The sequence below is a fragment of the Tenacibaculum profundicola genome (assembly GCF_057220795.1).
The window spans coordinates 4,312,227-4,328,454 of the sequence record NZ_CM170137.1 but is presented as its reverse complement, the minus strand read 5'-3'; the positions used below and the strand labels follow the sequence as shown (position 1 = coordinate 4,328,454).

The 16,228-nt window shown below is 32.0% G+C and carries 12 protein-coding genes; 3 read left to right on the top strand and 9 right to left on the bottom strand.

Annotated features, from left to right (window positions below):
• Together AC2TDS_RS17720 and AC2TDS_RS17715 are read left to right on the top strand one after the other, a co-directional pair.
• On the top strand, nt 1-2,130 hold the full coding sequence (locus tag AC2TDS_RS17720; protein ID WP_484736905.1) for a flotillin family protein: 2,130 nt from the start codon (nt 1-3) through the stop codon (nt 2,128-2,130).
• Between the two features lie 147 nt (nt 2,131-2,277).
• Entirely contained in the window at nt 2,278-7,134 is a 4,857-nt protein-coding gene (locus tag AC2TDS_RS17715) for a DNA repair ATPase (RefSeq protein ID WP_484736904.1), read from the top strand.
• Nucleotides 7,135-7,677: 543 nt separating this feature from the next.
• On the opposite strand, the gene AC2TDS_RS17710 is transcribed toward AC2TDS_RS17715, so the two are convergent.
• From AC2TDS_RS17710 to AC2TDS_RS17680, 7 genes are all read right to left on the bottom strand, one after another.
• Complete coding sequence (locus tag AC2TDS_RS17710) at nt 7,678-8,100, bottom strand: secondary thiamine-phosphate synthase enzyme YjbQ (RefSeq protein ID WP_484736903.1); 423 nt, start codon at nt 8,098-8,100, stop codon at nt 7,678-7,680.
• A gap of 124 nt (nt 8,101-8,224) precedes the next feature.
• Nucleotides 8,225-9,877 (bottom strand): glucose-6-phosphate isomerase, encoded by a 1,653-nt coding sequence (pgi, locus tag AC2TDS_RS17705; RefSeq protein ID WP_484736902.1) that lies wholly within the window; start codon nt 9,875-9,877, stop codon nt 8,225-8,227.
• Nucleotides 9,878-10,113: 236 nt separating this feature from the next.
• Entirely contained in the window at nt 10,114-10,428 is a 315-nt protein-coding gene (locus AC2TDS_RS17700; protein ID WP_484738975.1) for an MFS transporter, read from the bottom strand.
• A 236-nt stretch (nt 10,429-10,664) separates the two neighbouring features.
• On the bottom strand, nt 10,665-11,189 hold the full coding sequence (locus AC2TDS_RS17695) for a GFO_1091 family lipoprotein (RefSeq protein WP_484736901.1): 525 nt from the start codon (nt 11,187-11,189) through the stop codon (nt 10,665-10,667).
• Nucleotides 11,190-11,267: 78 nt separating this feature from the next.
• Nucleotides 11,268-11,762 carry a GFO_1090 family protein gene (locus tag AC2TDS_RS17690; RefSeq protein WP_484736900.1) on the bottom strand — a complete coding sequence of 165 codons (495 nt, stop codon included), beginning with the start codon at nt 11,760-11,762 and terminating at the stop codon, nt 11,268-11,270.
• A 41-nt stretch (nt 11,763-11,803) separates the two neighbouring features.
• Complete coding sequence (locus tag AC2TDS_RS17685; RefSeq protein ID WP_484736899.1) at nt 11,804-12,280, bottom strand: PG0215 family putative anti-sigma factor; 477 nt, start codon at nt 12,278-12,280, stop codon at nt 11,804-11,806.
• Complete coding sequence (locus tag AC2TDS_RS17680) at nt 12,267-12,776, bottom strand: GFO_1088 family ECF-type sigma factor (RefSeq protein ID WP_484736898.1); 510 nt, start codon at nt 12,774-12,776, stop codon at nt 12,267-12,269. The genes AC2TDS_RS17685 and AC2TDS_RS17680 overlap by 14 nt, the downstream gene beginning before the upstream one ends.
• A 154-nt stretch (nt 12,777-12,930) precedes the next feature.
• Here AC2TDS_RS17680 and AC2TDS_RS17675 point away from each other — a divergent pair, with 154 nt between their 5' ends.
• Entirely contained in the window at nt 12,931-14,349 is a 1,419-nt protein-coding gene (locus AC2TDS_RS17675; protein WP_484736897.1) for a GFO_1087 family putative carboxy terminal peptidase, read from the top strand.
• A gap of 58 nt (nt 14,350-14,407) precedes the next feature.
• Here the strand turns inward: AC2TDS_RS17675 and AC2TDS_RS17670 are convergent, their stop codons facing one another.
• Both AC2TDS_RS17670 and AC2TDS_RS17665 read right to left on the bottom strand, forming a co-directional pair.
• The gene (locus AC2TDS_RS17670; protein WP_484736896.1) at nt 14,408-15,298 is read right to left on the bottom strand and encodes a DUF72 domain-containing protein; all 891 of its coding nucleotides are present in this window, start codon (nt 15,296-15,298) and stop codon (nt 14,408-14,410) included.
• Entirely contained in the window at nt 15,299-16,222 is a 924-nt protein-coding gene (locus tag AC2TDS_RS17665) for a patatin-like phospholipase family protein (RefSeq protein ID WP_484736895.1), read from the bottom strand.
• Nucleotides 16,223-16,228: the final 6 nt, after the last annotated feature.

The following is a 16,228-nucleotide window of genomic DNA, read 5'->3' as shown; positions in this document are numbered from 1 at the left end:
ATGAACTCAATTCTATTTATTTTTGCCGCAACTGACTTAATTTCAAGCATTGTTACTTTGGTTGTCGGTGGACTAGCTTCTCTGATATTACTATTTGTAATTATCATCGGACTCTTTTATAAAAAAATTCCTCAAGGCCAAGCTCTAATAAAAACAGGTTTTGGAGGTACCGCTGTTGCTTTCGATAAGGGAATGTATGTAATTCCTGTATTACATAAACTAGAAATTATGGATATTTCTGTAAAGAAGATTGAAATCGATCGCTTAGGAACAGATGGGTTAATTTGTAAAGACAACATGAGAGCGGATATTAAAGTGGCTTTCTTTGTAAGAGTTAATAAATCTAAAGAAGCTATTATTGAAGTAGCTCAAACCATTGGTTGTGAAAGAGCCTCACATATTGAAACTTTAAACGAATTATTTGAAGCAAAGTTTTCTGAAGCCTTAAAAACCGTGGGGAAAAAATTCAATTTTGTTCAACTCTATGAGTCAAGAAGTGAATTCAGAGAAGAAATTAAAACGGAGATCGGGCGAGATCTTAACGGATATACTTTAGAAGACTGCGCTATTGATTATTTGGAACAAACTCCTATTAGCTATTTAAAAGCAGATAATATTCTAGATGCTGAGGGTATTAAAAAAATAACAGAATTAACCGCTGCACAAAATATCAAATCAAATTTAATTAAGCGTGATGAAGAAAAAACAATTCGTAAACAAGATGTTGAAGCTCGTGAAGCGATCTTAGAATTAGATAAACAATTAGCCGAAAAAGAAGAACAACAAAAACGTGAAATTGCTAATATCAAAGCACGCGAAGAAGCTGAAACTTTAAAAGTTGCTGAAGAGGAGCGTTTAAAATCAGAATCAGCACGCATTGTAACAGAAGAAAAAGTACAAGTGGCCGAAGAAAATATGCAACGACAAATTATTGTTGCTGCTAAAAACAAACAACGAACGGAAGTTGTTGAAACGGAACGTGTAGAAAAAGACAGGATGCTAGAAGCCACAGAAAGAGAACGTATTGTCACTCTCGCACAAATAGAGAAAGAAAAAGTAGTAGAGGTAGAAAAGAAAAACATTCAAGATGTCATTCGCGACCGTGTAACTTTAGAAAAAGGCGTAGTTGAAGAACAAGAAAACATGAAAGATATCGAAGCTTTTAAAACAGCTGATCGTGAAAAACAAGTTAAAATTACTATTGCCGAAGCTAACGCAGAAGAGGCTTTAATTAAAACTACAAAAGCCGCTGAAGCTCAAAAAGAAGCTGCTAAACAAAAAGCAGAAGAAATAAACATCGAAGCAAATGCTCAAAAAGAAGCAAGTGAAAAAGAAGCAGAAGCCAGGAAAACATTAGCAGAAGCAAAAGCAAAAGAAGAAGCTACCATTGGTATGTCTGAAGCACAAGTAATGCATGCGAAAGCAGACGCTCATGAACGTCAAGGACTAGTTCAAGCCATAATTATTGAGAAAAAAGCAAAAGCAGAAGCAGCTGGAACCCTAGCTAAAGCTGACGCCTTAAAAGAAGAAGGAATTGCCGAAGCGGTAGTTATTAAAGAAAAAGCCCTAGCTGAAGCACTAGGTAATAAAGAAATTGCATTAGCCGAAGCCGCAGGAATTGAAGAGAAAGCAGAAGCTATGAAGAAACTAGATGGCGTTGGTAAAGACCACGAAGAATTCAAGCTTCGTTTGGATAAAGAATTAAAAGTTGACTTAGCAAATATTGGTATCCAAAAAGATATTGCCGATGCACAAGCACAAGTGATTGGCGATGCTCTAAAAGCAGCTAATATTGATATTGTCGGTGGTGAAACGATGTTCTTTGATCAGATTATAGGTCAAATAACCAAGGCGAAAGGTGTTGATAGGTTAGTACAACACAGCACAAACATTCAAGATGTAAAAGATGCCATTTTAGGTAGTGACGATGTTAAAGGAAACTTACTTGAGAAAGTAAAAGAGTTTGCCAATCAATACGGTATTTCTTCAGAAGACATTAAAAATTTGAGTATTGCTAATATTTTACTTAATTTAAAGGCTAAAGCTAGCAATTCTGATGAAGAAAACTTGTTCAGCAATCTTTCTAATCTTGCTAATGGACTAAACTTATCTGATAAAAAATTATCTTAAAAACTATAAACAAAGGGCCGGTTAAAAGTAAATCAGCCCTTTGTTGCTATTCAGTATAAAGAAATTTAATTACAAGAAGTGATACGAAACAACAATTACCTTTTAATATCTTGTTTCTATTTTCTAATTCTTCACTTATAAAAGCATATGGAAAACCAAACGACAATACAACAACTAGATGGCGGAACCTATGAAATCATTCAAAACAGGCTACAAAAACAAAAGCTCGATTTATTAGAACGATTACATAAATTAAATGACGACAGAAAACATGTTTTTGGTACCGTAGAAACCAAACTCATTGCGAATGATAGAATAAACACTGAAAATAACTGTATAGCTAAAGATATTGTGTCTTTAAGCAATACCTCTATATTTGGGTACAATGTACATTTCGGCTTACGAACAAATATTAAATTATCTGATGTATTTAGTATTTACAAATTTAAAGATAATCGCTTCCAAATTCAGTCTTTAGAATTATTAAACAATCCAACTTTTATAGACGATTTCACCAACCTGTACAAATATTATAGAAATACCATCTTTTCTAAGTTTGCTATCATAGATAATTATTTGTACATGATTTTCCAGCTTAGTGAAAACAAAAGCGATATTAAAGCTTTTAAATGGTTAATTAATGAAAATACTCTTCAATACATAGATAACCGAAGTGAACACGAATATAAATTCCCTAAACAACATGAGTTTGAGTGGCAAGAGGTTAATCGAGATATGCATCGTTACGGTATTCACCCTCATATTTCAATACTCGATAAGGTTTTTGTTGAAACTATTGGTGGTGATTTAACCATTAAAATTGAAGATAATACCGATGATGGAAAAGGCATATTAGCCGAGCCAGTTAAACATATTGATCAGACCTTAGACGACGGTCAAATTCGATTTGGAGATTTAGGTAACCTGATTACGCTAGAAATTAAACCTTTTCAAGAAGAAGCTAGATATTTTGTTTACAACCATAAATTGCAAGAGGTTCAAAAAATAGATAGCATCAAGGATACCGCTGTTCAGCTACCGGATGATCAGGGAATTATTTTTCCAAATGGGTATTACTTACAAACTGGAGCGTATAAACTATTCGAGAACGACACGAAAGAAGTTCGATTTCAAGAAAAAATTGTTTCCCCAAATGGGGAGGATTTTCTATATGTATTCTATGCAACCATTCGTGGACTATACATATTGATGTCGTATAACATTATAGAACAAGAAGTAAAAACGCCAATTATTTGTAATGGCTTTACGGTCTTAGAAAATGGAGAGCTTTGCTACTTCCGCAACGAAAATGAACAAACTAAACACCATGTAGTTCAAATATGGCAAACTCCTTATTTAAAAAGGAATTTTATGCCTTCTAAACATGAAGATAATTTGTTGTATAAAATAGGGAACAAAGATATTGTTCGCGCCATGGCTGAATGTCATGAATTAATAACACTATTAACCAAAGAAGACAACTACACCGGTTTATACAATGACGTTGTCAAGGTATCTAAAGATATCAATGATATTTATTATTGGTTACCCGAAAAAGAAGCACACGAGTTAAACATACCTATTGGTGAAATAAACAACGCTGCCAACGCTGCCATAGATGAATTTGAAAAAGTAGTAGTTCTTAAAAAACAAGCAACTGAGGAAACCAAGGCGATTAACACTAAATCAGAGGCCTTATTTAGTAAAATAAAAAGCACCTCTTTTAAGTCTATTGATGACTTTGTGCTTCTGTTAAGTCAACTTCGATCATTAAGAGGGGAAGTTATTAGCCTACAAGATATTCGATATATAAATTCAGCACACTTAACCGCTTTAGAAGAACAATTTGTTGAACAAAACAGTTTAATATCCAAGAGGTGTGTTCAGTTTTTATTAAACGACAAAGCCTTAGCTCCGTATCATTTACGTGTTAGTGAGAAGCAACATAAGCTTTCTACTATCAAAAAAGTAATTGAGGCGAAAGCTTTAGAAAAAGAAGTTAATCAAATTACTACTGATTTAGAAATGTTAATCGATATTGTATCTAACTTAGAAATTGAAGACACTTCTCAATCTACCAAAATCATCAACAATATTTCTTTGATTTTTGCCAATATAAATCAGGTAAAATCAGGTATACAAAACACCATAAAAAAACTTGGAAGCACCGAAGCAAAAGCGGATTTCACAGCACAACTGAAGTTAATTGATCAAAGTATCATTAACTATTTAGATATCGCAAATACTCCAGAAAAATGTGATGAGTTTCTTACTAAAACCGTTATTCAATTAGAAGAATTAGAAGGGAAATTCGCCAATTTTGAAGAGTTCATTACTCAAATCATTGAAAAACGTGAAGAAATCCACAATGCCTTTGATAGTAGAAAAAACAGTTTACTAGAAAAGCGTAATAAAAAAACTATCGCACTAAAAACAGCTTCTGAACGTATCCTTAAAGGGGTAACTAAAAAGGTTTTATCATTCAATACCATAGAAGACATCAATGGGTATTTTTCAACTGACTTGTTGATTAATAAAGTGCAAAATATCATCAAACAATTAAAAGACTTAGATGATATTGGTAAAGCTGAATCTATTGAAACCCAACTAAAGGTAGCAAAAGAAGATGCCCTTCGTAAATTAAAAGACAAACAAGAATTATATGAAGACGGTGAAAATGTTATTAATTTAGGGAACCATAAATTTGGTGTTAATAAACAAGTATTAGATTTATCAATTGTTTTAAAAAAAGACCAGCTCTATTACCACTTAACAAGTACTGATTTTTATGAAGAAATCACTGACAAAACACTTTTATCTTCAAAAAAATATTGGAATCAGGAGTTGGTATCAGAAAATGACAAAGTATATAGATCATCATATCTAGCGTATCAATTATTTAAAAAATTCCCTGAAGAAAAATTGCTTAACCTTTCTGAAACAGCACTTTTAAACTTGGTGCAAAAAGAGAGCGCTAACTTATATTCTGAAGGCTATTTAAAAGGTGTTCACGACATAGATACCTCTCAGATTTTACATACTTTAGTTCATAAACACCATGAACTAGGTCTTCTTACCTACTCTCCAGAAACAAGAGCATTTGCTCAATATTTTTGGAATTATTTAGACGAAAAACAGCAAGATAGCTTCAACACCACCATGAAGGCCTCAGGTGAAGTTTTGCGTATTTTTCCAAAAAGTACAGCGTATGATTTCATTATTGATGACCTCAGTAAATCCTTAGAAAATTTCTCTGAAGAAACTGAGCTATTTGATGTTTATCAAATACCATTAATCGCAGCATACTTATTTAAAGAGTTACAAAACAACAATACTTTTCAAATTAGTAGTGATGCTGTTAGTTTAAAAGATGCATTTGTTAAAACTCTCAAACAACAAGATGCTCTTCATAAATTTCGATCTGGCATACAGAAACAAGAAAAATATATAGATAAAATACAATTAGCCATACAATGGGTTACTTCTTTTATTTTAGAAAAAGCGCCTCAACTACAAAGCTACATTCATGAAGTAGTTGTTATTTTACTATTTGAAAACCGCTCCAATCAGAATACTGTTAGTGTGCACCCTCAATTAAAATTAACTGGTTTAAAAGGAAGTCATCCTACTATTATTGAAGGGATTTTGGAATTTAAATATCACGAGTTTATTGAAGAGTTAAGCTATTTTTCTGATGTTGAAGTATCCAATTTTACTCAATATAGAAAAGCAAAGCATCAAGTTACAGAAACATTAAAAAGAGAACTCAAACTTGAAGAATTCAAACCAAAAGTACTTTCTTCTTTTGTACGCAATAAATTAATTGACGACGTATATTTCCCCATTGTAGGTGATAATCTAGCTAAACAACTTGGGACTATCGGCAATAATAAGCGAACTGATAGAATGGGAATGTTACTACTCATATCGCCACCTGGGTATGGTAAAACAACTTTAATGGAGTATATCTCTAATCGTTTGGGACTTGTGTTTATGAAAATAAATGGTCCCGCTATTGGTCATGACGTTAACTCTGTAGACCCCATGACGGCAAATAATTCGGCGTCGAGAGAAGAACTTAAAAAATTAAATTTAGCATTTGAAATGGGCGATAATGTAATGTTATACCTCGATGATATTCAACATTGCAATCCTGAATTTTTACAAAAGTTTATTTCATTGTCAGACGGAACCCGAAAAATTGAAGGAGTCTATAAAGGAAAATCAAAAACTTATGACTTACGGGGTAAAAAGTTTTGTGTAATTATGGCCGGAAACCCTTATACAGAAAGTGGGGATAAATTTCAAATTCCAGATATGTTAGCCAATAGAGCAGATATTTATAATTTAGGTGACATTATAGGAGATACTGAGCATTTGTTCAAGCTAAGTTTAATTGAAAACTCACTTACTTCAAATCCTGTATTACATCAATTAAGTAGTAAATATTTTGAAGATGTTTACACCTTAGTTGATAAGGTTGAAAACAATACCCATGAAATTAATTTAAAAGGGAACCACACAAAACAGGAAATTCAGGACTACATCGCTGTTTTACAAAAAGTAATTATAATTAGAGACACTATTTTAAAAGTCAATCAAACCTATATTCAATCGGCTGCCATGGAAGATGCCTACAGAACTGAACCTCCGTTTAAACTGCAAGGTTCGTATCGTGATATGAATAAATTAGTTGCAAAAGTTGTACCTATTATGAACATGAAGGAACTGGATAGTTTATTGCTGTCTCATTACGAAAGTGAGTCGCAAACGTTAACCTCCTCTGCCGAAGCCAATATTTTAAAATATAAAGAACTCATTACTAATTTATCTAAAGAAGATCAAATTCGTTGGAGAGAAATCAAGCAAATTTTTGTAAAAAACAATAAGTTAAACGGTTTAGGTACTAAAAATGAAATGGCTCAAATTTTAAATCAGATGATGGCTTTCTCCGATAATTTAGAAGGCATTAAGGCTGTCTTAAAAAATGGACTAGGGAAATAACACCGATTCTGAGGTAAAATTAGATAAACATTTCCTTGCAGTCATGGTTATCTTCTATACCTGTGGTTATTTGAAATTACCTCTTAATTTCAGCTCACTCATTAAAAGGTTCCAAATAACCATAGGTATTACACCATTAATAGTAATAGAGAAAATTTAGTATTAAAATAATACGATTTACAGATAAATATTTCATACGAAGGTATTAAATTAGTTTAAGGTATAAAACTTTAGCATAGCCAAGCTATGGTTAAGTTTTATAACGGAAAAATAGCTACAAAAGAAATAATAGATATGCGAAATATTTATTTGCAAATCGTATAACAACAACTATAGCTTGGTATTTACCTTAAATAGTTACGATCGATAAATTAATATTAGAAATGGTCTAATACCTCTAAAAAATTACCCTAATAAAAAACCTTTTTTCTTCGTTACTTTACTAATAGAAAAACCTTAAGTTAATATATGATTGTTTTTTCTAATCATTACAAAGAAAATATCTTCATTTTCTTTTACGTCAATTTCAACTTAGAAACAGGATTACACTCCCATTATGGTAATAACAATTTTTCTTTTACCTCCGTTATTTCGGTGCTCACCCAAATAAATACCTTGCCAAACACCTAGGTTTAGTTTACCATTGGTAATGGGTATTAACACTTGACACCCCAACATAGAACTTTTTAAATGTGCTGGCATATCGTCTGCTCCTTCATAATCATGTTTGAAGTAAGACATGTTTTCAGGGATCATCTCGTTGATATGAGATTCAAAATCCATTCGAACTGTAGGATCCGCATTTTCGTTAATTGTTAAACTTGCTGAAGTATGTTTTATAAATGCTTGAAATTGTCCTATGCCAATATTTTTAAGCTCTGGAATACTCTCAACTAAAATATCCGTTATTAGATGGTACCCTCTTTCATAAGAAGGTAAATCAATCTCTTTTTGATAACATCTCATTTGTAATAATTTAAAAATGTTGTGTTGATACAATTCAAATATTCAATCAGTATTCTAAAAACCTCTACGTCGAAACAGCTGCGATCATAAACCACAAATTAACATGAGAAATTGCATGACTGCATTACACCAACTTTTCTTGCGTTCTTAAATATATTTCTAAAAGTTCTTTTGTTGATCCATCGTGATTGTTATCAATTTCTTGATCATATATTTCACTTAACAATGAAGACGATAATTGCTTTCCTAATTCAACCCCCATTTGATCATAACTAAATATATTCCAGATCACTCCTTGTACAAATAATTTATGTTCATATAGAGCGATTAATTTTCCTAAAACGTTTGGCGTTAGTTTAGAAAACAGCAACGTATTGGTTGGTCTATTCCCTTCAAATATTTTGTAAGATGACACCCGTTCTATTTCTTTCTCTGATAAATTTTGGTTTTCTAAGCCTTCTCTAACCTGATCTTTAGTTTTACCCACTAGAAGAGCTTCTGTTTGCGCGAAAAAATTAGCCATTAATTTATAGTCATGATTTTTATCTTCATATAAAGATTTTCTAAAGCCAATAAAATCAGCAGGAATAAATTTTGTTCCTTGATGTAATAATTGAAAAAAAGCATGCTGAGCATTTGTTCCAGTCGATCCCCAAACAATAGTACCTGTTTGATATGGAATTGGGTTTCCTGATCTATCAATATGCTTTCCATTACTTTCCATTATCGCTTGTTGTAAATAAGGCACTAACTCCTTTAAATACTGACTGTAAGGGATAATCGCTTCTGTTTCACTTTCAAAAAAATTGTTATACCAAACACTTAACAAAGCAAGTATTACAGGTATATTATTTTCAAACTCAGTATTTCTGAAATGTGTATCCATTTCATTTGCTCCCTCTAAAAGTTTACTGAAATTTTCATACCCTAATGCACATGCAATACAAAGCCCTACACTACTCCAAAGCGAAAAACGTCCTCCGACCCAATCCCATAAAGGAAATGTATTTTCTTCCTTTATTCCAAAGGTTTTAATTGCATTCATATTGGTTGATACAGCAACAAAGTGTTTTGCTATATCCTCTTCACTTGCATATTTCAAAAACCATGCTCTCGCAGTTTGTGCATTGGTTAATGTTTCTTGAGTAGTAAATGACTTTGAAACTATAATAAATAAGGTAGTTTCTGGGTTTAGCTGTCGAAGTATATCATGTACATGATCTCCATCAACATTGGACATAAAATGAGAATTCACCTTTTCTTTGTAATACGATAACGCCTCAACTACCATCTTAGGCCCAAGGTCGGATCCTCCAATACCAATATTAACAACAGTATCTATTTTCTTACCGGAATAACCTCTCCAATCACCCGAATGCAATTTATCAGTAAAATTTTTTATTTTAAGCAGGCTATTGCTAACATCTCTATGAATGGATTCTCCTTTTACACTCACATTCTCTTTTCCTCTTAATGCTGTATGTAATACTGCTCTTTGTTCAGTTTCATTAATTAATTCTCCACTAAACTGAGCTTCAATTGCTTCCTTAAGTTTTATTTCATCAGCTAATTTGAACAATAAGTTCATCGTTTGTGCTGTTACTCTATTTTTTGAATAATCTAAATATACATCCTCTATTTCAACAGAAAATTGTTTTGCTCTATTGGTGTTTTCTATAAACCATTGTTTCATTTGTTGATCTTTGATCAGTTGAAAATGGTTTCCTAGCTCTTTCCAAGCTTCTGTAGAAACTGGATTTATTTTAAATAAGCCCATAAAATTTGGTTTGGTTTTAAGTTAGTATACTAATTTAACGTATCTGTATAAGGCTCTAAATTACGACTCTCTGCGAATTTATCTATAAAGAAAATGTATTTATTCTAACCTGTGTTTTGATAATCCTAAAAAGTATTATCATTCTTCTTTTCGTTTTGCGAGTTCTGCTGTAATTTCTCTCGCCTTTTCTTCAGTAATTTCATAATCTTTCATTACCCATATGGCTATTAAGGTACCTACAACTGGTAAAATAAATAGAACATCCTAAGTCCTAAAATTGCATCTTCAGGCCGCATTTCAGCATTCGGTGTAACATCTACCAACGACATAATTAAACCACTGGACAAACCGGCAAAAGCCAAACTAAACTTCACCATCCACCAATAAATGGTACCAAAAGTGCCTTCTTTACGTGGGTTTTCATTTGTTAATTCATCTAAATCACAAACATCCTCTGTCATGCTCATCATAAGTGTGGAGAGCCCGCCTATACCAAATGTGAAAAATGGCACTGTAAACAAAAACAGGAATGGTTTTCCGGGGATAAACAAAAACCAAAACAATACATACCCTATAATTGAAATACCTTGAAACCATAAAAATGCTCTTTTCTATCCTGTCTTCTCGGAAATTTTGGTATTCACAGTAATTTCAAATCATACATGAGATACACAGTGAAAACTCTTTTTTTAATCACTATTTCTTCTAAAAGCACACATGAGGATATCAAAAAAATGACATCCTCATGTGGTGTGAAAAATAAATTTAGTATTCTTATGTTATTGTTTTAGTTAAATAAATTTTTAATTTGACCTAAACCCTCTTCATCTAATTTCGCTTTATTCATCATTCTCATAATTTCGGTCGGATTCATATTATCGCCTAAAATACGTGCAACCCCAACTCCAAACTCCTTACCATATCCTAACATTACAATTTCATCAATTGCATCAGATTCTCCTAAATAAAACATAGTTACCTGTATATCATCTTTTTTAAATTTCATTAATTTAACATATGATGATTTACTAAGTATTTCACTTAAGGTAGCTTTCTCTACTTCATAAGTGGCTTGATCAGCATTTTTGTAAGGCAATCCGGTAATGTTAATTTTACGGATACTTTCATAAGCCATTTTATCTTCTTTACTTATGCCATCAGCACTTAACTTTAAAACATCTATAGGTATATCAACAAATAGAAATCCTTTTTTATTCTGACTATCGACTAAATAGGTTTGTAACGATTCTTTTTTACAGGATAACATTAATAGTGCTACTAGTATTATTGAATATATATGTAATTTTTTCATGTAAATAATTTTTAATTAATAGAATGAGAGCTGAAATAAAACACAGCTCCCAATTCGTTGGTTTGACAATATTTATTGTTAGTTCTTATCTGAATACTTACTGGCTATATTCGATAATTTATTCACATCTATTTCTCCTGTTAATGAAATAATTATTGATTCAGAGCTACCGTCCTTTTCTATATTTTTTACAAACATTAACACTTCACTTACAAGATCTTTATTTCTAGTGGTTTTCACGTAAATTCTTACACGAGAATCTTTATCTTTTACTCTCATTAATTGAGTTAAATTAGCATTTTTAATTGCTTTACTCACCATGCTTTCCATTTTAGAAGCGATACTCGCATTCTCTGTCGAGAAAACTTTTAGCTCATTGATGCCTTTTGCTGTATTAAAAATTTCCATATCATCTGATTTAGCATCTGGAAATTTCCTGAGTATTTCAAAAGCATCTTTTGTAATTATCACCGATGACACATCATCTAAATCCTCTAATTTATCAAATATTGATTGTCCAAATGTTATACTCGATGTTAGCATAAATGCTATTATATATATTATTTTTTTCATGATCTTATAATTTTATTCTTCTTGGTTTTATTTTATTATGATTAATAATTTACGGTATTAATTACCTTATTTACAGTGGTTTCATACGTGTTCAAATGACCGATAGCATCTTTCCCTTTGTTTATGTTGTTTGAAACAGCATACAATGCTTCGTTTCCTTTGTTTAAGTTTGCTGAAACCATTTGCAACACTTCTTTTACTTGTGCAAATTGTTTCTCTCTTTGACGCTTTTCATACTCTTGAACACCTATATAGGTACTGAATAACAAGGCTACTGACGCTGCTACTGATAACCATTTCCAGTTCTTTATTCTATTTCTCTCAGGTTTTAACTGAATGGTTTTAGTAAACGTTTCTTCTTTACCTTTTTTAAAATAACTAAACATCATACTATACTCTTGCAAATGTGGCGCTACCTTATCGGAACAAAAATAATCTTGTAACAATTGCTCCTCTTGTAATGTTGTTTCTGCGTTTAGGTATTTTTCTAATAACCTCTCTATGTTAGCTAACTCCATAGTTCTGTTGTTTTATTAGTTCTAATCTTATTGTTTTTCTCGCTCTAGAAAGCGCTACTCTCACAGCAGTCGGTTTCATATCAACCATTTTACAGATTTCATCAAACTCGTATTGTTCAATATCTCTTAACTGAATAATTAACCTTTGCTGCTCTGGTAATCTCTCAATGAGACGATGTACTTGGTTTACTGTATCGTTATTTTCTACCCTTTTTTCTAAAGGCGTATCTTTTTCCTTATAATTACTATGTACTAAAGTTAAGTTACCTGCTTGCTTTGATTTCAATCGATCAAAACAATAATTCTTTGTCATGGTCATGGCAAAAGCTTCAACATTTTTATAATTGCCTAACTTTTCTTTATTCTTCCATAACTTAAAAAACAACTCTTGTGTAGCATCTTCCGCCTCCTCTGTAGAAACTAAAAGTCTTTTTGCTAAACGAAAAACCTTGTCTTTAAATGGTAAAACAACTTTTAAAAAATCTGATTGGTTCATTAATTCGTTAATTTGTTATGTAAACAATAAAATGTAATTTTTATATCAGGTTTACATCATTACGACGACACATAACTATCTTTGTTACATCCATGCTAAAAAAAATAATATTATTTGCTAAATTGCGTTTTAATAATTAGCTAAAAGTCCAAAAATGAAATTTTTAAAAATATCGTTCTTACTTATTGTATCAATTTTTGTAACTACTTCTTGCAGTAAAAAAGAAGGCGTTCCTGAAAATATTCAAATTCAAGATTTTATTTGGAAAGGATTAAACGCTTATTATTTATGGCAGGGAGATATTTCAGATTTGTCTGATAGGCGTTTTTCTTCTGATCAACAATTGTATAATTACTTATCTGGTTTTGATGATCCAAATAGTTTATTTGAAAGCTTACTTTATCAAAGAGGTACTGTTGACAAATGGTCATGGATTGTAGAAGATTATGTAGCTCTAGAACAAGCTTTTCAGGGAACGACACAAACAACGGGAATGGAATTTAGTTTAAAAAGGTACAGAAGTCAGGCTGACAAAATTTTTGGGGCTGTTCGTTATGTGGTTCCTGGCACAGATGCTGCAAATAAAGGAGTCACTAGAGGAATGATTTTTTCTGAGGTAAATGGCATTCAACTAACCGAAGAAAATTATAGAGACCTCCTATTTACGGATGCTACTTCTTATACAATTCACCTAGCAGATTATAATACTGGTAACCCATTAGCAAATGGTAATACCATCTCACTAGATAAAAATAGTTACACAGAAAACCCTGTGCACGTAGCTACGACTATTGATGAAGGTGGTAAAAAAATAGGATATTTGATGTATAATGGATTTACTTCTAATTTTGATTCTCAATTAAATCAGGTTTTCGCTCAATTTAAAGCTGATAATATTACTGATTTAATTATCGATTTACGTTATAATGGCGGTGGATCTGTACAAACAGCAACCTACCTAGGTAGTATGATTACAGGTCAGTTTACTGATGACGTTTTCGCAAAACAACGATGGAATGATAAGTACATGAGCGCGGCAAACCCGGAGTACCTTATCGATAGATTTACAGACACTTTAGAAAACACTGAAGCCATTAATAGTGTGCATTTAACAAATGTCTATTTTATTACAACAGGAAGTTCTGCCTCTGCTTCTGAATTAATTATTAACAGTTTAACCCCTTATATTGATGTTAAAACTGTTGGTACTAAAACGCATGGAAAATATGTAGGTTCAATTACCCTTTACGATTCCCCTAACTTTTACTCTAAAGATGGAATTAACCCAAATCACAACTGGGCCATGCAACCTATTGTATTAGAAATTGTAAACAAAGATGACGTCAATGATAAAGATGGGATCGAACCTACTGTAGAGCTCGATGAAGATTATGGAAATTTAGGTGTTTTAGGAGACAAAAATGAACCCTTGTTAGCAAGAACAATTCAGCTTATAACAACAGGAAATAGAACAAGTAATATAATGAATACTCCTTTTAAATTAAAAACTATAAGTAGTTCTAAATCTCATAACCCGACCTATAACAATATGTATGTTGATTTAAAAAGGTAACACTACAGGTGATATCGTGCAGTACCAAAAATAGGTAGCGTACTTCGCTACCTTGAATCTATAACAACCTTATTTGATGATCGTTACTCTCATTAGGTATTTTTAAATTAACTTGTAGCTCTTTGTTTAGCTTTTTAATAAAATAGGAAGCTAATAAAGGTGATTCTATTTCTAAATTTTGATGAATAAAAAAATGAATTTTACGCAGTCCAAGTGTATACCATTCTTTTAATTGAACTATCCAAGCATCTAAACGTTCATAATCAGAACTATGGTTTGCTCCAACATATCGAATAAATGCTTCATTGTTTGTCAAACACATATGCACCATATCTCTCCGACCCGCTGTATCGACGATAATATTAGTTACGTTGTTTTCGTCTAGTACTTTTGTGTATTTTTCAAATGTATCGTCAATAAACCAATCTGGATGGCGTACTTCAATTGCCAAAGGAATCCCTTTAGGCCAACTGCTCACGAAATGTTTTACCCTATCAAAATTCTTTGGTCCAAAATTAGAATGTAACTGTAAAAAAATAGTCCCTAATTTTTCTTCTAAATGACATACATTATCTAAATAATAATTCACCTGATCTTGAACACCTTCCAATCGTTTCCAATGACTAATTTCCTGAGTTATTTTAGGAAAAAACTTAAAAGTATCGGGTGTTTTATTTTTCCATTTCGCAAATTGGTCAGCAGGAAATAACCGGTAAAAGGTTGCATTCATTTCAATTGAATTAAATTGCGTAGAATAATATTCCAGTTCATCTTTTGTTCCTTTAGGATAAAATCCTTTTAAGTCGGTTTTATTCCATTTAGCACATCCAACAAAAACAGTAAGAGGATCGCTTTTCTTACTTACCTTTAATACATCTACGGTTCTCTGATGTGTTTCTGGTAAGGTAAAATCAACTAATTCTGGCTGTTCAACTTTTCCGAATTTCATCTATTTATCAACTAATTCGGTTCTATAATCATTCATAAATGAGTCATCTTTAAACTTCGCATGTTCATACCCATACTTCCACCATTTCGTCATTAATTTTTTATCAAAAACCAACGAATTGGTTGTTAAAACAGTGGGAGTATAATAAAGGTTTAATTTTACATCATTGTGTTTTGCAGATAATTTTCCGATGGTCACATTGTGTTTTTCAACATGCTCTAACATAAAATCAAACACATCTAACATTAATGAAAAGGGGTTTTTTGCCGGAATTCTATTTATCTGAGTAATCTCAGTTTCCAATATAATGGCATCTATTTCCTTTGCCCCTCTTAAAATTGCCTCTCTAATTGGCACTAGACAGCCAAAACCTCCATCTGCATATTGACAGTGATTTTTTTCAAGTAAACTCATAAAAGGCACATAATTACATGAACCCCAAATCCAATCGCAAAAATCTTCATATTCACATTCTAAAATAGACTTGTATTCAATTCTATTAGCGGTAAGATTCGAGAGTGCAACCACCACTTCTTTATTTTGCTCTCTTATTTCAGTATACATTTCTCGTGTAATGTTTTTCTTAATAAGACGACGCAAGTTTTTACTTTCACCAAAAGTTTTTCTGCCATTAAAAAAATTCCACAACGTATTTAAATGTCGTATCGAAATTACTTTTTCACCATGAACAGTTCTGATTCTAAAAGGATTATTACTAAAAATGGAGTGTTGATTAACGTTGGTATATATATTTTTCAGTACTTGAACTTGACGTAACGCTAGATGAGATACCATTAAACTGCCCGTAGATGCTCCCAAAAACATATCGTAATCTTTATGTTTTTCATTCATCAAATATTCGGCCACACCTCCTGCGAATGCTCCTTTGCTTCCTCCTCCTGAAATAACCAATGCTTTTTTCATTGAATT